The sequence below is a fragment of the Nitratireductor pacificus pht-3B genome (assembly GCF_000300335.1).
In the GTDB taxonomy this organism is placed as follows: Bacteria; Pseudomonadota; Alphaproteobacteria; order Rhizobiales; family Rhizobiaceae; genus Nitratireductor; species Nitratireductor pacificus.
In genome coordinates, this window is sequence record NZ_AMRM01000027.1 from 25,778 (window position 1) to 44,726 (window position 18,949).

24 protein-coding genes are annotated in these 18,949 nt (G+C 66.7%); 10 read left to right on the forward strand and 14 right to left on the reverse strand.

Features of this window, described 5'->3' with window-relative positions; translation table 11 throughout:
- The 4 genes from ychF to NA2_RS19080 form a co-directional block, all read right to left on the reverse strand.
- Positions 1–1,104, reverse strand: coding sequence for a redox-regulated ATPase YchF (ychF, locus tag NA2_RS19065; RefSeq protein ID WP_008598834.1), 1,104 nt, complete (start codon positions 1,102–1,104; stop codon positions 1–3).
- A gap of 3 nt (positions 1,105–1,107) precedes the next feature.
- Entirely contained in the window at positions 1,108–1,824 is a 717-nt protein-coding gene (gene pth / locus NA2_RS19070) for an aminoacyl-tRNA hydrolase (RefSeq protein ID WP_008598836.1), read from the reverse strand.
- A 24-nt stretch (positions 1,825–1,848) separates the two neighbouring features.
- Entirely contained in the window at positions 1,849–2,499 is a 651-nt protein-coding gene (locus NA2_RS19075) for a 50S ribosomal protein L25/general stress protein Ctc (RefSeq protein ID WP_008598837.1), read from the reverse strand.
- A gap of 213 nt (positions 2,500–2,712) precedes the next feature.
- Positions 2,713–3,135 carry a winged helix-turn-helix transcriptional regulator gene (locus NA2_RS19080; protein ID WP_008598838.1) on the reverse strand — a complete coding sequence of 141 codons (423 nt, stop codon included), beginning with the start codon at positions 3,133–3,135 and terminating at the stop codon, positions 2,713–2,715.
- A 99-nt stretch (positions 3,136–3,234) separates the two neighbouring features.
- Between NA2_RS19080 and NA2_RS19085 the strand changes: the two genes are divergently transcribed.
- Together NA2_RS19085 and NA2_RS19090 are read left to right on the forward strand one after the other, a co-directional pair.
- Positions 3,235–3,795 (forward strand): NADPH-dependent FMN reductase, encoded by a 561-nt coding sequence (locus NA2_RS19085; RefSeq protein ID WP_008598840.1) that lies wholly within the window; start codon positions 3,235–3,237, stop codon positions 3,793–3,795.
- 81 nt (positions 3,796–3,876) lie between these two features.
- Complete coding sequence (locus tag NA2_RS19090; RefSeq protein WP_244423683.1) at positions 3,877–4,200, forward strand: NADPH-dependent FMN reductase; 324 nt, start codon at positions 3,877–3,879, stop codon at positions 4,198–4,200.
- A 152-nt stretch (positions 4,201–4,352) separates the two neighbouring features.
- On the opposite strand, the gene NA2_RS19095 is transcribed toward NA2_RS19090, so the two are convergent.
- The 6 genes from NA2_RS19095 to lgt form a co-directional block, all read right to left on the reverse strand.
- Complete coding sequence (locus NA2_RS19095) at positions 4,353–5,285, reverse strand: ribose-phosphate pyrophosphokinase (RefSeq protein WP_008598843.1); 933 nt, start codon at positions 5,283–5,285, stop codon at positions 4,353–4,355.
- Between the two features lie 102 nt (positions 5,286–5,387).
- Positions 5,388–6,008: a hypothetical protein gene (locus NA2_RS19100; protein ID WP_008598844.1), complete on the reverse strand. Its 621-nt coding sequence runs from the start codon at positions 6,006–6,008 to the stop codon at positions 5,388–5,390.
- 30 nt (positions 6,009–6,038) lie between these two features.
- Entirely contained in the window at positions 6,039–7,190 is a 1,152-nt protein-coding gene (locus NA2_RS19105; protein WP_008598845.1) for a M24 family metallopeptidase, read from the reverse strand.
- On the reverse strand, positions 7,190–7,984 hold the full coding sequence (gene pgeF / locus NA2_RS19110; protein WP_008598847.1) for a peptidoglycan editing factor PgeF: 795 nt from the start codon (positions 7,982–7,984) through the stop codon (positions 7,190–7,192). Before pgeF ends, NA2_RS19105 begins: the two co-directional genes overlap by 1 nt.
- Positions 7,985–8,043: 59 nt before the next feature.
- On the reverse strand, positions 8,044–9,132 hold the full coding sequence (locus NA2_RS19115; protein WP_008598848.1) for a class I SAM-dependent methyltransferase: 1,089 nt from the start codon (positions 9,130–9,132) through the stop codon (positions 8,044–8,046).
- Between the two features lie 10 nt (positions 9,133–9,142).
- A complete protein-coding gene (gene lgt / locus NA2_RS19120; RefSeq protein ID WP_051011693.1) occupies positions 9,143–10,015 on the reverse strand; it encodes a prolipoprotein diacylglyceryl transferase in 873 nt (290 codons plus the stop codon).
- 132 nt (positions 10,016–10,147) lie between these two features.
- Here lgt and NA2_RS19125 point away from each other — a divergent pair, with 132 nt between their 5' ends.
- The 6 genes from NA2_RS19125 to bla all read left to right on the forward strand — a co-directional run bounded on the left by NA2_RS19125 (position 10,148) and on the right by bla (position 14,614).
- Entirely contained in the window at positions 10,148–10,462 is a 315-nt protein-coding gene (locus NA2_RS19125; RefSeq protein WP_008598852.1) for an accessory factor UbiK family protein, read from the forward strand.
- Between the two features lie 331 nt (positions 10,463–10,793).
- The gene (locus NA2_RS19130; RefSeq protein WP_008598853.1) at positions 10,794–11,294 is read left to right on the forward strand and encodes a type III secretion system chaperone family protein; all 501 of its coding nucleotides are present in this window, start codon (positions 10,794–10,796) and stop codon (positions 11,292–11,294) included.
- A gap of 7 nt (positions 11,295–11,301) precedes the next feature.
- Positions 11,302–11,655, forward strand: a complete 354-nt coding sequence (locus NA2_RS19135) for a tRNA-binding protein (RefSeq protein WP_008598854.1) — start codon at positions 11,302–11,304, stop codon at positions 11,653–11,655.
- Between the two features lie 180 nt (positions 11,656–11,835).
- Complete coding sequence (locus NA2_RS19140) at positions 11,836–13,140, forward strand: SDR family oxidoreductase (protein ID WP_008598855.1); 1,305 nt, start codon at positions 11,836–11,838, stop codon at positions 13,138–13,140.
- Entirely contained in the window at positions 13,140–13,610 is a 471-nt protein-coding gene (locus NA2_RS19145; RefSeq protein ID WP_008598856.1) for a DUF2269 family protein, read from the forward strand. Before NA2_RS19140 ends, NA2_RS19145 begins: the two co-directional genes overlap by 1 nt.
- Positions 13,611–13,756: 146 nt before the next feature.
- Complete coding sequence (gene bla, locus NA2_RS19150) at positions 13,757–14,614, forward strand: class A beta-lactamase (protein WP_040678659.1); 858 nt, start codon at positions 13,757–13,759, stop codon at positions 14,612–14,614.
- A gap of 16 nt (positions 14,615–14,630) precedes the next feature.
- On the opposite strand, the gene NA2_RS22345 is transcribed toward bla, so the two are convergent.
- Entirely contained in the window at positions 14,631–14,987 is a 357-nt protein-coding gene (locus NA2_RS22345; protein WP_008598859.1) for a GFA family protein, read from the reverse strand.
- A 5-nt stretch (positions 14,988–14,992) separates the two neighbouring features.
- Entirely contained in the window at positions 14,993–15,487 is a 495-nt protein-coding gene (locus NA2_RS19160; RefSeq protein ID WP_008598860.1) for a DUF2165 family protein, read from the reverse strand.
- A 171-nt stretch (positions 15,488–15,658) separates the two neighbouring features.
- Between NA2_RS19160 and NA2_RS19165 the strand changes: the two genes are divergently transcribed.
- Complete coding sequence (locus tag NA2_RS19165; RefSeq protein WP_008598861.1) at positions 15,659–15,910, forward strand: hypothetical protein; 252 nt, start codon at positions 15,659–15,661, stop codon at positions 15,908–15,910.
- Positions 15,911–16,141: 231 nt separating this feature from the next.
- On the opposite strand, the gene NA2_RS19170 is transcribed toward NA2_RS19165, so the two are convergent.
- Positions 16,142–17,482: a sensor histidine kinase gene (locus NA2_RS19170; protein WP_008598862.1), complete on the reverse strand. Its 1,341-nt coding sequence runs from the start codon at positions 17,480–17,482 to the stop codon at positions 16,142–16,144.
- A 290-nt stretch (positions 17,483–17,772) separates the two neighbouring features.
- Here NA2_RS19170 and NA2_RS19175 point away from each other — a divergent pair, with 290 nt between their 5' ends.
- Entirely contained in the window at positions 17,773–18,117 is a 345-nt protein-coding gene (locus NA2_RS19175) for an antibiotic biosynthesis monooxygenase family protein (protein WP_008598863.1), read from the forward strand.
- A 73-nt stretch (positions 18,118–18,190) separates the two neighbouring features.
- Here NA2_RS19175 and NA2_RS19180 read toward each other — a convergent pair whose 3' ends face one another.
- The gene (locus tag NA2_RS19180; RefSeq protein ID WP_051011695.1) at positions 18,191–18,913 is read right to left on the reverse strand and encodes a response regulator; all 723 of its coding nucleotides are present in this window, start codon (positions 18,911–18,913) and stop codon (positions 18,191–18,193) included.
- Positions 18,914–18,949: the final 36 nt, after the last annotated feature.

Genomic DNA, 18,949 nt, shown 5'->3' on the forward strand with positions numbered 1-18,949 from the left:
CTACGTGTTGAACTTGAACAGCATCACGTCGCCGTCCGTCACCACATATTCCTTGCCCTCGTCGCGCGCCTTGCCGGCCTCGCGGGCGGCCGTCTCGCCCCCGAGAGCGACGAAATCCTGATAGCCGATGGTCTGGGCGCGGATGAAGCCGCGCTCGAAATCCGTGTGGATGACGCCGGCCGCCTGCGGCGCCTTGGCGCCCTTGTGGACGGTCCAGGCGCGCGTTTCCTTCGGCCCGGAGGTGAAGAAGGTGATCAAGTCGAGCAGTTCGTAGCCGGCGCGGATCAACCGGTCGAGGCCGGGCTCCTCCAGCCCCATCGCCTCGAGATATTCGGCGGCCTCGGCATCGGAAAGCTGCGCCACCTCGGCCTCGATGGCCGCCGAGATGACGACGCTCAGCGCGCCCTGGCCGTCGGCCATCGTCGCCACCGCCTGGCTGTGGGCGTTGCCTTCCGCCGCGTCCGCCTCGGCGACGTTGCAGACATAGAGCACGGGCTTCGAGGTGAGCAGGTTCAGGCCGCGCAGGATTTTCAGGTCCTCCGCCGCGATGCCGTCGAGCAGCAGGCGGACGGGCTTGCCGTCCTGCAGGAGCGCCAGCGCCTGCTCCATCATCGGCAGGAGCGTCATCGCTTCCTTGTCCTTGCCGGAGGCGCGCTTCTGCATCTGTGTCGTGCGCCGCTCGAGGCTTTCGAGGTCGGCGAGCATAAGCTCGGTCTCGACCGTCTCGGCGTCGGCGACCGGGTCGATGCGGCCTTCCACATGGGTGATGTCGTCATCCTCAAAGCAGCGCAGCACGTGGACGATCGCGTCCACCTCGCGGATGTTCGCGAGGAACTGGTTGCCCAGCCCTTCGCCCTTCGAGGCGCCGCGCACAAGGCCGGCGATGTCGACGAAGGAGATGCGCGTCGGGATGATCTCCTTCGACTTGGTGATCGCGGAGATCTTCTTCAGGCGCGGGTCGGGCACGGCCACTTCGCCGGTGTTCGGCTCGATGGTGCAGAAGGGATAGTTCGCGGCCTGGGCGGCGGCCGTCTTGGTGAGCGCGTTGAAGAGCGTCGATTTGCCGACATTGGGCAGACCGACGATGCCGCATTTGAAACCCATTTCCTATTCCTTCTGACCGAAGAGTTTTTTCAGCATGGCGGCCATCGGGCCGCTTTCGGGGAGGGGCGCCTGGGGCCCCGTCTGGCGTGCCTGGCGCACATGGCTCTGCTTTTTCGCGGGCTTCGGGGCTGCCGGCGCGGCTGCCGCGCCCGTGCCCTTCACCGCAAGACTGACGCGGTTCATGAAGCCCGCCTCGTCGCCTTCCGCCAGCATCGAGATGTGGTCGGCGACGGCGTCGAGCATCGGCTCGAGCCATTCCTGGTCCGCCTTGGCGAAGTCGCCCAGCACATGGGCGTTCACCCGGGCCTTGTCGCCCGGATGGCCGATGCCGATGCGTACGCGCCGGTAATCCTTGCCGCAATGGGCGTCGATCGACTTGATGCCGTTATGGCCGCCCGAGCCGCCGCCCGTCTTGATGCGCAGCCTGCCCGGCGCCAGATCCAGCTCGTCATAGAAGACGATCAGGTCGGCGGGCTCGATCTTGTAGAAGCGCATGGCTTCGCCGATCGCCTGGCCCGACAGGTTCATGAAGGTCTGCGGCTTGACCAGCAGAACCTTCTCGCCGCCGATGCGCCCCTCGGCGATCAGGGCGGAGAACTTCTTCGTCCATGGCGAAAAGGAATGGCGGCGGGATATGGCATCCGCCGCCATGAAACCGACATTGTGCCGGTGTCCCGCATATTGCTGGCCGGGATTGCCGAGCCCTGCAATGAGCAGCATGAGGATCCGCGGGGAAGGGGAGGATTACTCCTCGCCCTCGCCCTCCTTCTCTTCCGCCTCGTCTTCCGCCTCGTCCTCGGCCGCGCCGGACTCTTCCGACTTCAGGCCGGCGGGGGCTGCGACCGTGGCGATGGTGAAGTCGCGGTCGGTGATGGTCGGCGTCACGCCGGCCGGCAGCTTGACGGCGGAGATGTGTGCCGAATCGCCGATGTCCATGCCGGTCAGGTCGACCTCGATGAACTCGGGGATCGCCGTTGCCGGGCAGGTGAACTCCACGTCGTGGCGGACGATGTTCAGCACGCCGCCGCGCTTGATGCCGGGGGAGGCCTCATCGTTGATGAAGTGGACCGGAACGTTCACGGTCACGACCGTGCCCTTGCCGATGCGCAGGAAGTCCACATGCATCAGGAAGTCGCGCACGGGATCAAGCTGGTAGTCCTTCGGCAGGACCTTGATCTTCTTGCCGTCGACCTCGATCGTCGCGATGGTGGTCTTGAAGCCGCCCGCGTGGATCTTCAGGAACACTTCCTTGTAGGGGAGCGTGATCGAGAGCGGTGCCTCGTTGTCGCCGTAGATGACGGCGGGAATCTTGCCGTTGCGCCGAATAGCCCGGGCGGACCCCTTACCGACCCGTTCGCGCGCCTCGGCCTTCAGCTCGTAAGTCTGATGGCTCATGGCCTGTCCTTTCATGTTTTGGAGCGCTTCCGGGCGAACCCGGAAACGGGAAAGCCGCCGCATGGAAAAACGCCGGGTTCCGATGCCGCAGCACCGCCCAGCGTCACCGCCATGTCGGCAGACTTCCGTCCGCGGTGCCTCCAAGGGTGTCTACGCGGACGGCGGGTCTATAGCCGATGGTGCGCGGCTGTGCAAGACGCGACGGCGGGCGCCTCAGTTCAGGCGGAGCGGGATCGGCTTGCGCCGCGGTTCCGCGCCTGGTGCAGGGATGTCGTGCGTCTCGTCATAGGCGGCGCGGGCGGCTTCCATCCGCGCGCCATTGACCAGCGCGAAGCGGGTCAGCGCCAGCAGCGGCTCCCCAAGCTCGCGGCCGAAGGGCGTCAGGCGGTATTCGACGCTCGGTGGCACGGTCGGGTGCTCGATCCGCTCGACGAAGCCGTCGCGCTCCAGCGCGCGCAGCGATGCCGTCAGCACCTTCTGCGAGATGCCGTGCACGTTGCGCTTCAGCACGTTGAAGCGCATCGGCCCTTCGGTCAGCCGGGTGATGATCAGCGATGTCCATTTGTTGCCGATCAGCGAGAGGACTTCGCTGATCGGCCGGCAGCTGTCCGAGATGTGGCCGTTACGCGGTTTCATAAAGGTGCCTTCTTGTGCTGTGCGTTCACCTCTTCGATATAGGCCTGGTTACCAACGGATACCACCGGGAATTTGAACCCGCTGGCAAGAGGACCTGATATGAAGAAGATCGTCGTTCTGGTTGGCTCCAATCGCAGGGAGTCCATCAATCTGAAATTCGCCCGGGCGCTCGGCAGGCTCGCTTCGGGTAGGCTGGAGTTCGACTTCGCCGATCTGTCGGCGCTGCCCATGTACAATGACGACGACCTGGCGCAGCCGCCGGCCGCCGTGCGGGCGCTGAAGGAGAAGGTGGCGGCTGCCGATGGCGTGCTGTTCGTCACGCCGGAATACAACCGCTCGATCCCCGCCCTTCTGAAAAACGCGATCGACTGGGTTTCGCGGCCCTATGGCGACAACGACTGGGCCGGCAAGGCGGCTGCGATCGTCGGCACCAGCCCGGGCGTGATCGGCACCGCCACGGCGCAGATGCATCTGCGCACGATCATGATCAGTCTCGGCGGGACGCTGATGGGGCAGCCCGAGGTGTTCCTGCAGTACAAGGAAGGCCTGTTCGACAACGAGAATGCCGTGACCGACGAGGGCACGGAGATGTTCCTAAACGGCTTTATCGACCGGTTCGTGGGCTGGGTCGACGTGGCACAGGAGCGGGTGGCCGCCTGAGGTTTCTTTGGTGCGATGCTCTAGATGTGTTCAGCGTTTCACAGAAACGCTGAACACGTCTATCTCATTGTTTTTCCGCGTTTGATCCCCGCCCTTCTGAAAAACGCGATCGACTGGGTTTCGCGGCCCTATGGCGACAACGACTGGGCCGGCAAGGCGGCTGCGATCGTCGGCACCAGCCCGGGCGTGATCGGCACCGCCACGGCGCAGATGCATCTGCGCACGATCATGATCAGTCTCGGCGGGACGCTGATGGGGCAGCCCGAGGTGTTCCTGCAGTACAAGGAAGGCCTGTTCGACAACGAGAATGCCGTGACCGACGAGGGCACGGAGATGTTCCTAAACGGCTTTATCGACCGGTTCGTGGGCTGGGTCGACGTGGCACAGGAGCGGGTGGCCGCCTGAGGTTTCTTTGGTGCGATGCTCTAGATGTGTTCAGCGTTTCACAGAAACGCTGAACACGTCTATCTCATTGTTTTTCCGCGTTTATGCGGACGTCACGTGATTCCACCTGACTGCAAAATGCTTTAGCCGGCTTTTTCTTGATCGTTTTCCGTTCAGTCGAAGAGGCTGGAGACGGATTCCTCGGTGGCCGTGCGCGAGATCGCCTCGCCGATCAGGTCGGTGATGGTGATGCTGCGGATGTTCTGCGCCGCCTCGACGGCCGAGCTCGGCTGGATGGAATCGGTGATCACCAGCTCCTTCAGCTTGGAGCCGGCGATGCGCGCCGCCGCGCCGCCTGAAAGCACCCCGTGGGTGATGTAGGCGGTCACGCTCGTCGCGCCATTGTTCAAAAGCGCATCGGCCGCGTTGCACAGCGTGCCGCCCGAATCGACGATGTCGTCGATCAGCAGGCAGTCCTTGCCGTGCACGTCGCCGATGACGTTCATCACCTCGGATTCGCCCGGCCGGTCGCGGCGCTTGTCGACGATGGCGAGCGGCGCGTCGATGCGCTTTGCCAGCGAGCGGGCGCGCACCACGCCGCCCACGTCCGGCGACACCACCATCACGTTGGACAGGTTGTAGTGCGCCTTCACGTCGCGCGCCATCACCGGAACCGCAAACAGATTGTCGGTCGGGATGTCGAAGAAGCCCTGGATCTGGCCGGCATGCAGGTCGAGCGTCAGCACGCGGTCGGCGCCGGCCTGGGTGATCAGGTTGGCGACCAGCTTGGCCGAGATGGGCGTGCGGCCGGACGTACGACGGTCCTGTCGTGCATAGCCGAAATAGGGAAGCACCGCCGTGATGCGCCGCGCCGAGGAACGGCGGAAGGCGTCGATCATGATGAGCAGTTCCATCAGGTGATCGTTCGCCGGATAGGCGGTCGACTGCAGGACGAAGACGTCCTCGCCGCGCACGTTTTCCTGGATCTCGACGAAGATCTCCTGGTCGGCGAAACGCCGGACTGTGGCTTTCCCAAGAGAGATGTTGAGGTAGCGGGCGACGGCTTCCGCCAGAACCCGGTTCGAATTGCCCGCAAAGAGCTTCATGGAATGTCCTCGGAGACGGCCTTGACGCTTGACCGCGCTTTTAACGGCGTGAGGCCTGATTGCAAGCGCCGGAGGCGAGATTCCCGGCGAAATCTCAAAAATTCAGCCCCGGCGCCCCGCCAGCCATGTGGAAAGCTGGCTAATGGTGGCGTCGGCCACCGCCTCCATGGTCGCCGGCGTGACCGACGACCAGCCGTCGCCGCTGCCGCCGGGGGTCGCCTGCTGGCCCTGGATGCGGTGCAGGCGGTTGCCGGAGGGGTCGAGCACGTCCCAGACATAGATGACCGTCGTCTTGCCGCCGTCGGCAATGGCAGAGAAATAGCCCTTCATCACCAGCGTGGCGGTGCTTTCCTGGGTGACGATGGCGAGGCCTCTCTGCCGGGCGCTCGTTTCCAGCCGGCGCGACAGGGCCGGAACCGCCTCGGCGGTGGCGCCGATCACCGGCGCGAACTGGATCCGCTGGCTGCCGGCGATGGCGGCGGCGAGGGGAGACGCGTCCGCCGGCTCTCCGCTGCTGGCTGCGAGCGCCGTCGCCGGTGTCTCCGTCGCCGCCGCGATCGCCACGCCGGCCGGTTGCCCGGTCGCCCCCCCCGACAAGCCCGTCGCGGGCGTCGGCCCTTCGCTCATGTCGAGTACCGAGCCCGTGTTGCAGCCGGCCAGAAGGGCGGCGGCCAGCACCAGGCCGATCCTCGCACGCCCGCCCGTGATTGGCTTCTCCTCCATCGTTCTCATGCTCCTGCCGTCCTCCCGTTTTCAGCGGGTTATCAGGTCCAGCCCGTAGCGCGATAGCGCCTCCGGCTCGCCTTCCGTCGTCAGATAGGTGCGGCCGAGGCACATGGCGCTGCCGGAATCCGAATCCATGATGATCATGTGCGCGAACAGCGTCATGCCGGGCGCGATCGGCTCCTCGTTGCCGGCATAGAACATCTGCGGGTCCATCCACGAGGGTGAGAACCGCGCGCCCAGCGAATAGCCGCAGGCGTTCAGCCGGTGCTTGGTCAGGCCGTGCGCCTCCATCACCCTGGCATGCGCGTCGAAGACGTCGCCGAACGTGTTGCCCGAGACCATCACCTTCTGCACCGCACCCAGCGCGTCGCGGGCGGCCTCGAACAGTTCCTGGTGCCGCTTCGAGACCTTGCCGGTCAGCACGGTCTGCATCATGGCCGCATGGTAGTGATGGTAGACGCCGGCCCATTCGAGCGTGATCTGGTCGTTCTTGTTGAGCTTGCGGCGGCCCGCCTTGTAGCGGCACAGGAGCGCGTCCTCGCCGGAGCCGATGATGAACTCGTTGGCCGGGTAGTCGCCGCCGCCCGCGAACACCGCGCCCTGCATGGCGGCCAGGATCTTCGCCTCGTCGCCGCCCTGCTTGATCAGCGGCAGGGCCGCGTCCAGTGCTGCGTCGCCGAGCTTGGCGGCGCGCCGCGCCTTGTCGATCTCGGCCTCGCTCTTGAACAGGCGCAACCGGCTGACGAGGTTTGAGGCGTCCTCGATCTTGCCGAAGGTCTGCAACTGCTCATCCAGGAGGCGCGTGTTGCGGCCGGTCAGCCCGTGCGTGTCGTATTCGACGCCGATGCGCGCGCCGAGCAGGTCGAGGTCGTTCAGAAGGTTGCGCAGGTCGACCGCCGGGTTGGCGTCGTGGCGGTCCGTCCACAGCACGATGTTCTCGATGGTCGAGGTGTGGCGCGCCTGTCGCAGGTCGGCGGAGCGGGTCAGGAGCACCATCGAGCCGTCGGCCTTCACCACGAGGCACTGGAAGAAGCAGTAGCCGAACGTGTCGTAGCCGGTCAGCCAGTACATGCTCTCCTGCGCGAAGAGCAGCATCGCGTCGAGCTTGCGGTCGGCCATCTCGATCACGAGACGGTCGCGCCTGGAATCGAACTCCGAACGGTCGAAATGCAGGGCCATCAAATGTTCTCCAGGACAATCGCTGAAATCTGCCGCCCGTAGTCGGCCTCGCCGCGATGGGTGGTGCGGCGGTAGGAAAAGAAGAGGTCTTCGCGCGCATAGGTGCACTGGCCGAGCGCCTGCGCCGTCACGCCGGCCGCTGTCAGCCGCGCGACGGTATAGCCGTTCAGGTCGAACAGTGCATGGCCCGGCTCGCCCGAGGGGCGGAACCAGCGCCGGTTGTCCGGGTCGGCGGCGGCGAAGCGCTCGACGAATTCCGGGCCGACCTCGTAGTTCTCCTGGCTGATCGACGGCCCGAGGACGGCGACGATGCGCTGCCGCTCCGCGCCAAGGCTTTCCATCGTTGCGATCGTGTTCTCGAGGACGCCGGTCAGCGCGCCCTTCCAGCCGGCATGGGCGGCGGCGATGACGCGCGCCTCAGCGTCGGCGAACAGCACCGGGCCGCAATCGGCGGCGAGCGCACCGAGCGCCAGTCCGGGCCGGTTCGTCACCAGCGCGTCGGCGCGCGGGCGGTCCTCCGGCAGCGGGGCGTCGACGATGACGGCGTCGGGCGAATGCACCTGGTGCACGGTGAGAAGATGGTCCGGCGCGACGCCCAGCCACGCGGCGACGCGGCCGCGATTCTCTATGACATCGCGGCGGTCGTCGTCGGATCCCAGTCCGACGTTCAGGCCCCTGTAGAGGCCGCGCGAAACGCCGCCCTCGCGCGTGAAGAAGCCGTGCCGCACCCCGCGTTCCCGCGCGGGGTCCAGGAGCGGCGACCGCAGGGGTTCCGGCCTCGTTCTGTCAAGCATGCGCCGCCTTTTTCGCTGTCCTCACGCGGCGCGGATGGTGGGGCAGGGGCGGGACCAAGTCAATCCGACGCGGCGAATGGCGGAACCGTTGCTGTGGAAGGGAGCACCGCCAGAACCTTGAACAGCGTTCCCATCGCCTGCGGACCGGCCAGCCGCTCCACCGCGGCGCGGATGGCTTCCTGCTCCGCGGGGGACGCACCGGCGCCGAGCCTGCCGGCCCGTTCCAGAAGGCCGAGGCCCAGCAGGAACTCGCCCTGCGTCGCCAGATGTGCGGCAAGCCCCTGGCTTTCGGCCGCGCCGGCCAGCGCGGCGAAATCCACATGGGTGGTGAGGTCGGCGGCGCCCGGTTCGGCCAGCACCTCGGCATAGGCATGGCCGCGCATCGCCTGCAGCGTGTCGCCGACCGACGGCTTCGCATGGCCGTAATCGATGAACAGGCCGGCGCCGCCGCCTTCGGCGATGCGCGCGGCGATCGCCTGCATCAGCGCTATGCGCGCCGGAGCGAGCTCGGCGATGGCGCCTTCCGGGGCCGTCGCGGCATCCGGCGGCAGAAGCGTCGGGTCGGGACTTCCCGGCCCGGCGCGAAAGGCGAGCTGTCCGCCCTCGTCGAGGCCGACGACGCGCTCGCGCCAGCCGGCGGCGGTCTTCACATACTGGCGCACCGGCAGCGCGTCGAACAGCTCGTTGCCGAGGATGAACTGCGGGCCGGCCGGCAGGGCGTCCACCGTCCGGACCCATTCGGGCGCCGGCGCTGCGCCGGCCAGCGTCGCCTTCTGCACCCCGGTCAGCCGCGGGCTCGCCTCGATCATGAAGATGCGCGCCTGCGCGCCGAAACGGGCGTCGAGCCGTGCCAGCGTGCGCAGCATGTCCTTCATCAGCGTGCCGCGCCCCGGTCCGATCTCGGCGATCACCGGCCGCTCCGGCGCGCCGACGGCCTGCCAAGCGGCATAGAGCCAGACGGCGCACAGTTCGCCGAACATCTGGCTGATCTCCGGCGCCGTGGTGAAGTCGCCTGCCGCGCCGAAGGGCTCGCGGGTCGTGTAATAGCCGTCCGCAGGGTCGAACAGGCACTGCGCCATGTAGTCGGCGATGCTGATCGGCCCCGCCGTGGTGATCTGCGCGGCGATGCGCGCGCCGAGCCGCGTCATCGGAACACTGCTAACCGGCCTTGGCCGGCGCCGCCTTGCGGGTGGCGCGCAGCATCGCCCAGACGCCGATCAGCACCATCGGGGTGGACAGGATCATGCCCATGGTCAGCCAGCCGCCGGCCAGATAGCCGATATGAGCGTCCGGTTCGCGGAAGAATTCGGCGAAGATGCGCGACAGGCCGTAGCCGCAGATGAAGGCGCCGGCGACGAAGCCCGGCGTCGTGAGGCGCAGCGCCCGGTGGGTGAGAAGGCGCAGCACGGCGAAGAGGACCAGCCCCTCCAGCGCTGCCTCGTAGAGCTGGCTCGGGTGGCGCGGCTCCGGCCCGCCATTGGGGAAGACGAAGGCCCAGGGCACGTCTGTGACGCGGCCCCACAGCTCCGCATTGATGAAATTGGCCACGCGCACCAGGCCGATGCCGATCGGCGCCACGATCGCGATCGTGTCGAACAGGCTCCATGGGTTGATGCCGCGCCGGATGGCGAACAGGATCATCGCCAGCGTCACGCCGAGCAGCCCGCCATGGAACGACATGCCGCCCTGCCAGACGGCCAGGATGTCGAGCGGGTTGGCCAGGTAGCGCGGCAGGTCGTAGAACAGGATGTAGCCGATGCGTCCGCCGGCGACGATGCCGACCGCGGCCCAGAGCACGAAATCGTCGAGATCGGCCACCGTCATGGGCGGCTTGCCGCCGGCCCACAGCCGTTCGTTGCCGACCAGCCGGCGCGCATACCACCAGCCGAGAAGGATGCCGACCACGTAGCCCAGCCCGTACCAGTGGATGGCGAGCGGGCCGAGTTGCACGGCCACCGGATCGATCTCCGGGAAGGAGAGGGCACCAAACGATACGGTCAACAGGTCGGACAAGACGGCCTCCCGAGGCATGGAATCGCTTCGAGATAGGCTGAGCAATCGGGCGAGGTCAAGGCGGGTGTTCACGGTGCCGGCCCTGCGGTTCAGCCTTGCATTCGCCGTTCTTGGCCACTACGTCAGGTTCTGCAACGCGAGAGACGAGCCATGACCAACGGAAGCAACCGAATCCTCGACGAATTCGCCAAACTCATGACCGACGCGGCCGGCGCCGCGCAGGGCGTGCGCCGCGAAGTGGAGACGGCGTTCCAGGCGCAGGCCGAGCGGCTGATCCATTCCATGGACCTGGTGCAGCGCGAGGACTTCGAGGCCCTGCGCGAGATCGCGCTGAAGGCACGCGAGGAAAACGCCGCGCTCACCGCCCGCGTCGAGGCGCTCGAGGCGGAGCTTTCCGCGCGGACGCCGCAGAAGCGTGCCGCGGGCGATTCGAAGCCGGCTTCGACGGCCCGGACGAAAAAATAATTTTCCGTTACCGGTGCCTGTGCATGGCGTCGAAAAAGCCTTGTCCGTGAATCCCTTAGGCAGCGTCCCTCCGCGCCGCGCCGTCGATCTATCCACACGCAAATTGGAGCGGTTCAAAAAAGCTCTGGTCACGCGACTCTGCATCAATACACTGAATTTACAGCGTGATTCGAAACTGGTCATGCGGTCGGGCAGGGGCGGGCCCATTGAGTTCCATGCGTTTCGTTATCGCTCCACACAGTGTTTCTGATCTGAAACGTCTCGCGGGGATCCTCCCTGCTGTGGATATTCGAGGAGCGTGCGGCGCTCCGTGATACGGGAAAGCAGATAGATGAGCCTTCTTGAATTCGACATGACACGCGATGCGCATCCAGTCGATGTCATCGAGCATGTCGCGAACACCAATGACTGGAGCTTCGAGCGCAATAGCGATGACGAGATCGCCATTGCCGTGGCCGGCACATGGACCGACTACAACGTCTCCTTTTCTTGGATGGAAGAGTTCGAGGCGCTGCATGTGGCGTGCGCCTTTGATCTGAAAGTCCCCGAGAAGCGCACCCTTGAAGTGATGCGGCTCCTGTCGCTCATCAACGAGCAGATGCTGTTCGGCCATTTCGACCTGTGGGAGCGCGAGAACGTGGTGATGTTCCGCCAGGCGCTGGTGCTCGCCGGCGGCGTCGAGCCGACGGGCCTGCAGGTGGAAACCATGCTGAACAGCGCGCTGGAAGCCTGCGAATGCTATTACCAGGCCTTCCAGTACGTCATCTGGTCGGGCAGCACCGCGCAGGATGCGCTGAACAGCGTCCTGTTCGAGACCTACGGCAACGCCTGAGGCCGCCATGTCTTCGGAAAAGAGCGCGGAGATCGGCTATGACGATTTCCTCAAGGTGGACATCCGCGTCGGCACCGTGATCGAGGCGGAGCCCTTTCCGGAAGCGCGCAAGCCGGCGATCAAGATGAAGATCGATTTCGGCCCCGGGATCGGCGTCAGGAAATCCTCGGCGCAGGTCACGGTGCACTACACGCCGGACGAGATCGTCGGCCGCCAGGTGGCCGCCGTCGTCAATTTCCCGCCGCGCCAGATCGGCAAGTTCATGTCGGAGGTGCTGGTGCTCGGCTTCTCCGACGCGGCCGGCGCCATCGTGCTCGCCGCCACGGACAAGCCCGTCCCGAACGGCAGCCGCCTGCATTAGAGCATTTTGCAGTCAGGTGGAATCACCTGACGTCCGCATAAATGCGGAAAAACAAGAAGATAGACCCGTTCGGGTTTCGCATGGCGCTCTCTCCCATCCCTTCGTATGGAGTGAGGGGCGCAGGCTGATGGGGAAGAGCCGACCAGGCCGGATCATTCCAGCACGGGCGACGAGGCGATCATGCGCATACTGGTTCTCGGGGGTTACGGTTTCATCGGCCGCGCCGTCATGCGCCGGTTGGCTGCCGACGGCCATGCGCCCGTCGGGCTGGGACGCAGCGCCGCAGCCGGCCGCCACCGCGCCCCGCAGTTCGACTGGATCGGCGCCGACATCGCCGGGCTGCTGTCGCCCGCCGACTGGCTTCCCCATCTCTCCGGCGTCGATGCCGTGGTCAATTGCTCGGGCGCTTTGCAGTCGGGCGGGCGCGACCGGCTGAAACCCCTGCAGCACGACGCGATGGTGGCGTTGTTTCAGGCGTGCGGGGAGGCGGGCGTCCGCCGTTTCGTGCAGATTTCCGCGCCCGGCGCGGCGCCGTCCGCGGCCACCGAGTTCCTCGCCACCAAGGGAATGGCGGACGCCGCCCTGCGGGCAAGCAGTCTCGACTGGATCGTTCTGAAGCCGGCGCTGGTCATCGATGGCAATGCCTATGGCGGCACGGCGTTGCTGCGCATGCTGGCGGCGTTTCCGCTTGTCCTGCCGCTGGTCCATGCCGGCGCGCGGGTCGGCACGGTCTCGATGGACGACCTGACCGGGCTGGTGGCCCGCGCCGTCCTGCCTGCATTCCCCGCCCGGCAGGAGATCGACCTGGTTGAAGCCGAACCCGGCACGCTGCGCGAGGTCGTGCTCTCCGTCCGGCTATGGCTGGGCTACCCGCCGCCGCGCGCCGTCCTCTCACTGCCGGGCTGGGCGGGTTCCGCGGTCGGGCGCATCGCCGACCTGCTGGCCTGGTTCGGCTGGCGCTCGCCGCTGCGCTCGACGGCGCTGCGCATCATAGCGGAGGAGGGCGTCGGCGGCGATCCGCAGGCCTTCGCGGCGCTCAATGGTGGTGCTCCGCCGCGCGCCCTCGGCGAAACGCTGGCTGGCCTGCCGGCAACGGTTCAGGAGCGCTGGTTCGCAAGGCTGTTCCTGGCGCTGCCGCTGATGGTCGCCGTGCTCGCCCTGTTCTGGCTGCTGTCCGGGGCAATCGGCATGGCGCGGTCGGGGGCGGCCAGCGCCTTGCTGGCCGATGCCGGTTTCACGCCGCTCGTCGCGATGATCGCCGTTGTCGGCGGCTCGCTCGCCGATCTGGCGCTGGGGGCGGCGGTTCTTTTCCGTCCGCTGGCGCGGCGCGCCTGCTGGGGCATGGTCGGCGTATCCCTGTTCTACCTGCTCGCCGGCACGCTGTTCCTGCCGCACCTGTGGCTCGATCCACTCGGTCCTTTCCTCAAGGTGCTGCCTGGCCTGGTCCTGGCCTGGGTGCTGTCCCTGATGCTGGAGGAACGCTGATGCTGCTCGACATCGCGCTGCGCTGGCTGCACGTGATCGGCGCCTGCGTGCTTCTGGGCACCGGCGCCGGCATCGCCTTCTTCATGGTGATGGCGCATCGAACGCGCGATCCGGCGTTGATCGCGCATGTGGCGGGGACCGTCGTCATCGCGGACGTCCTGTTCACCGCCACTGCCGTCGTGGTTCAGCCCGTCACCGGCGTCTGGCTGGCCTTCCGCCTCGGCTGGGACCTTGGCGAGCCATGGCTTGTCCTGTCCATTGCGCTCTATGTCTTCGTGGGCCTCTTCTGGCTGCCCGTGGTGTGGATCCAGTTGCAGCTGCGCGCCATGGCGCGGCAGGCCGCCGAGCGGCGGACCCCGATGCCAGACCGGTATTTCCGGCTCTATCGCATCTGGTTCGCCTGCGGCTTCCCTGCTTTCTTGGCCGTTCTCGCCATCGTCTGGCTGATGCTGGCGCGGCCGTCGCTCTGAAACTTGTGGATCGCCTCGCACCTTCACAAAAAGCCCGCAGCCGCATTGCACGATGCGGATTGCCCTATCCCCGCCAACGGTCCGGAAGGAATTGCCGCTTGTTCCAGAACCTGATCAGGCCGCGCCATGCGCTTGGCGCTGTGTTCATGCTGCTCACGGGCCTTTTTCTCACCCCGTCGCTCGCCGAACCTGCGCGGACGGGCGCCGGGGACGCCCTGCTGAAGCGCATGGATGAGGTCGAGAAACGCGTTGGCGGGCGTCTCGGCGCTGTGATCGTCGACCTCGAGACCGGCCGCCGCTGGAGCCGCCGCGCCGACGAGCGTTTTCCGATGAACAGCACCTTCAAGGCCTTCGCCTGCGCCGGCGTTCTCGCCCGGGTCGATGCCGGAGAGGAAGATCTCGGCCGGAGGATCGCCTTCGGCATGCGTGACCTGATCCACCACTCGCCGGTGACGGAGAAGCGGGCCGGCACGCGGGGCCTGACACTCGCGGAACTCTGCGAGGCGACCATCGGCTGGAGCGACAACACCGCCGGCAATCTCGTGCTCGACGCGATTGGCGGGCCGCCGGGCTTCACCGCCTTCATGCGGTCGCTGGGCGACACGCGGACGCGCATCGACCGGAGGGAGCCGGAGCTGACACAGAACACGCCCGGCGATCCGCGCGACACGACGACGCCGAACGCCATCGTTGCCACCCTGCAGGCGCTCCTTCTCGGCGACGCCCTGTCGTCCGCATCACGCGGCCGGCTGGAGCGCTGGATGGTGGAAGGCAAGGTCACCGGCCCGCTGCTGCGCTCGGGGCTGCCGGAGGGCTGGCGCATCGCCGACAAGAGCGGGGCGGGCCGGCGCGGCTCGCGGGGCATCGTCGCGGTGATCTGGCCGCCGGAGCGCCAGCCGGTCGTCGCAGCCATCTACATGGCCGAATGTGCCTGCTCGATGGCGCAGCGCAACGCCGCCATCGCCGCCATCGCGCCGGCCCTGTTCGCCGCCATCGGGGAGTGAAGGGGCCGGGTCGCCCTCAGTCGAGAAAGTCGAAACTGTCGGCGCCGTCGAAGCGGCGGATGCGCAGGCCGGCGATGGCTTGCGGATCGATCAGCCGGGCGTTGACGGCCATCCGCTGGCCGGCGGGGTCCGCCGGGCTCCAGTGGGTGGTGCAGCCGCAGGTCGGGCAATGATGCATTGCGAGCGTCCGGTCGCCCTGCAGATATTCCGCCGTGCTTCCGGCTCCGGCGGTGAAGGTCACCTCCGCCGGGTGGCAGTGCAGCCACAGCGCGCCGCGCCGGCGGCAGAGCGAGCAGTTGCACTCCGTAAGCCAAAGGGGCCGCGCGGCGATTTCCAGCCGCACGGCCCCGCAATGGCAGGAGGCTTCGAGCATCGCCGTCAGGCGACGTCCTCGTCGCGCTGGTTGACGAAGATCAGCACGCCGAGGATCGCCACGTAGAACTTGAACGCCGCGTCCTGGCCGTTCCAGGTGTCGGACTGCCACATCAGGAACCATTCGCCGCCGACGACCATGAAGCCGAAGAACCAGACCAGGAAGCCGGTGGCGGCGCCGGCGATCATCATGCCCTTCGCGGCCTGGAACTGCGAAGCACTGGCCCGGCGCGCGCCGAGCATCCTGAGGCCGCCGACGAGCAGGAGCAGGAACGTCAGGCCCTCGCCGGCGATGATCAGCCAGTAGCCTGCGTGCCACAGCGTCGGGGTGGTGATCGCGCGGTACATGGCGCTGTTGCCGGGGAACGTCGTGTCCATGCTCAGGACATGCTGCACGAAGGCGAAGTTCGAGCCGTAGTCGGTGATGTTGTTGAACGTGACCATGAACGCGAAGGCGGCGAGCGCCAGCGTCATGACGATTTTTGCATAGCGGGAGGTCATTGCCTCTTCCTTCCTCTTTGCGAGCGGGCGAATGTAGCGAACATTGCCGGACCGCGACTCAGCGTCTACGACGAAAGGCTAATCCGGAACCGGTCCCGGTTGAAACGGTTCCGACGGTGCGTTTCCCGTTATGCCGGGATTATTTTCCTGAGATCACCGCGGAGGGCTGCGATGGCCACGATGAAAACCTCGATCGAACTGACAGCCAGTGCCCGGCGCAAGGCGGAGACGGCGAGCGTCGCCGGCCTGCTCGCCGGTCTCGCCATCGGCGAATGGGCACGCAAGGGCGATTTCGTCGAGCTTGCGGGGGAACGGGAGGCCGTGACCTTCCTCATCCGCGCCCGGCGCATCCGCGTGGCGGCCGATGGCGGCCAGACGCTCGTCTTCGAACTCGACCACCCGCCGCGCCCCGCGGTGCGCTGAGGGCGCGTGCAAGGCAAAGGCATGCCGGTGCGCGGGGATCGCCTGTTCAGGCATGGATGCCCGGCTCGGGGGCCGGGCATGACGAATTGTCGGGACGCGCGATGCGGGTCGCCGGCGTTCGCAACTGACAGGACCGCTCCTGCCAATCGTCATCCTCGGGCTCGACCCGAGGAACCATGCCGAAACGGGCAATCATGGTCCCGCCTGCCGCGTTCTGCAGTCATATCCCGTTCAGGACGGCACACGGATGATGGCGCGCAGGCCGCCGAGCGGGCTTTCCTCCAGCATCACGTCGCCGCCATGCCCGCGGGCGATGTCGCGGGCGATGGAAAGGCCGAGGCCGGTGCCGCTTTCGTCCTGGTTGCGCGCCTCGTCGAGGCGGAAGAAGGGCTTGAACACATCCTCGCGCATGTCGGGCGGGATGCCGGGGCCGTCGTCGTCGACAGTGATGGTCAGCGTGCCGTCCGCGTTGCGGGCCGCGACCTCCACATGCCGGGCATAGCGGAAGGCGTTGCCGATGACATTGCTCAGGAGGCGGCCGAAGGCGTTGGGCCGCACATGCAGGATCGCCTCGCCGGCAATCGAGGTCTTCAGCTTCGAGTCGCGTAGGGCTGCTTCTTCCGCGGCGCGGTCGAAGAAGGAGGCGAGGTTGAAGGCACCGGGATCCTCGGCGGCGTCGCCGCGGGCGAAGGCCAGATAGCCCTCCAGCATCGAGCGCATGTCCTCGATGTCCTGGTCGAGCGCCTCGATGTCGTCCTTCGAATGGGCGAGCGCCAGCTGCAGCTTGAAGCGGGTCAGGATGGTCCGCAAATCGTGGCTGACGCCCGTCAGCATGGCCGTGCGCTGTTCGATCTGCCGCTCGATGCGCTCGCGCATGACGAGGAAGGCGCTGCCGGCGCGCCGCACCTCCTCGGCGCCGCGCGGGCGGAAGTCGCTCGGCGTCGGACGTCCCTTGCCAAAACTGTCGGCGGCTTCGGCCAGCTGCAGGATCGGCCGGATCTGGTTGCGCAGGAAGGCGACCGAGATGGCGATCAGCACCAGCGAGGTGCCGACCATCCACAACAGGAAGATATGGGTGTTGGAGGCATAGGCCTGGCTGCGCCGGGCGAAGACGCGCAGCACCCGGCCGTCCATCTGGACGCGGATCTCCACGATGTTGGAATTGCCGACCGTGTCGAGCCAGAAGGGCCGGTTGATCTGCTTGGTGATCTCCTCGCTCAGCGTCTGGTCGAGGATCGAGAAGAACGGTTTTGGCCCCGGCGCGGGCAGGGGGTCGGGCGGCAGGAGGTCGATCTTCAGCGCCAGCCGCTCCTGGGCGATGCGCACCACCTGCGCGTAGTCGTTGTCGTCCGGATAGGTCTCGATCATGTCGATGATCGCGGCGATGTCGCGCGTCACGGCCTGGCTGAGGCGCTGGGTCACCGTCTGCCAGTGGCGCTCCATGAAGACGAAGGCGATCACCGACTGCAGGAGCAGCATCGGCGCGATGACGATGATCAGCGAGCGCGCGTAGAGCCGCTTCGGCATGTAGCGCGAAACGACGCGCCAGAAGCGCCGCCATGGCCGGCGCATGGCGGCCGCCGTCCGCCGGATGCGCATCGCCGACGTCTGCCTGTCCTGCGAGGTCACTTGCAAATTCGCCATCTCGCCCGTGTTGCGGCGCCTGATTTCCGTGGCAGCCTGTCGCTGCGATCCTAGAGCATCGAACCGAAAAGTGGACTCCGGTTTTCGGTTATCCCGATGCTCCGTCGACATTCCAAAGACCGTTTTTCACCCTTGACTTCAACCATGCTTGAAGTTCGATGGTGCCGCTCCAAACCGTCATGCACCCCCGCGCATGCGCAACCTCCGGAGCCATACAGATGCCTTCAGCCGCAAGCCAGAACCCTTCTTCGCCCCATTACCGCGTCGACAAGTTCGTCGTCCCCGCAGCCGCGCGCGACGAGTTCCTCGGTCGGGTCGTCGCCACCCATGCGACGCTGAGGACGCAGCCGGGTTTCCTCAGGGACGTGATCCTCGAACAGGTGTCCGGACCCGGCAGCTTCAACTTCGTGACGATGGTCGAATGGGAAAGCGAGGCGGATGTGGTGCAGGCCTCCGAGGCGGTGCTGGCAATGCATGCGCAGACCGGCTTCGACCGCCACGAGATGATCACTCGGCTCGGCATCCGCCCGGACATCGCCAATTACCGGGCGCTCGTGGTCTGACCGAAACAGATGGTCCCCATCTGTTTCGACAAGTCAGCCCACAAGCTGTTGATCTGACGGGGCGTGCCGGGGTCTATTCGACGCTCAGCCGGTAGCCGATGCCGCGCACGGTCTGCAGGTAGACGGGGTTCGATGGGTCGCGCTCGATCTTGCGGCGCAGGCGGTTGATCTGCACGTCGATGGTGCGCTCGCCGACCTCGGAATCCTCGCCCACCAGCTCGTGGCGCGGCACGGTCTCGCCGGCGCGCTCGGCGAAGATCACCATGATCTCGCGCTCGCGGTCGGTCAGCTTCACCAGCTTGCCGGAATGTTTTAGCTCGCGCCGCGCGATCTGGAACGTATAGGGGCCGAACACCACCTGCTCCACCTTCAGCGTGGTCTGCGGGCCGCTGCGGCGCAGGATGTTGTTGATGCGCAGCACCAGCTCGCGCGGGTCGAAGGGCTTCGGCAGGTAGTCGTCGGCGCCGGCTTCCAGGCCGACGACGCGGCTCTCCGTCTCCGATAGCGCCGTCAGCATCAGGATCGGCATGTCCTTGTCGGCGCGCAGGGCGCGCGTCAGGGAGACGCCGTCCTCGCCGGGCATCATCACGTCGAGAATCGCCAGGTCGAAGTCGAGGCCGTTGAGCTTGCGCCGCGCCTCGGCGGCATTGCCGGCGATGGTCACGCGAAAGCCGTTCTCGCGCAGGAAGCGGTTCAGCAGGCCGCGGATGCGCGTGTCGTCGTCGACGACGAGCAGATGCGGGGCGTCGTCGCTGAGGATCGCGGCTTCCTTGGCCTCATTGCCGGTGTCGCTCATGGTCACGGTCTCCACGGCTGCCATGCTCCCCTCATC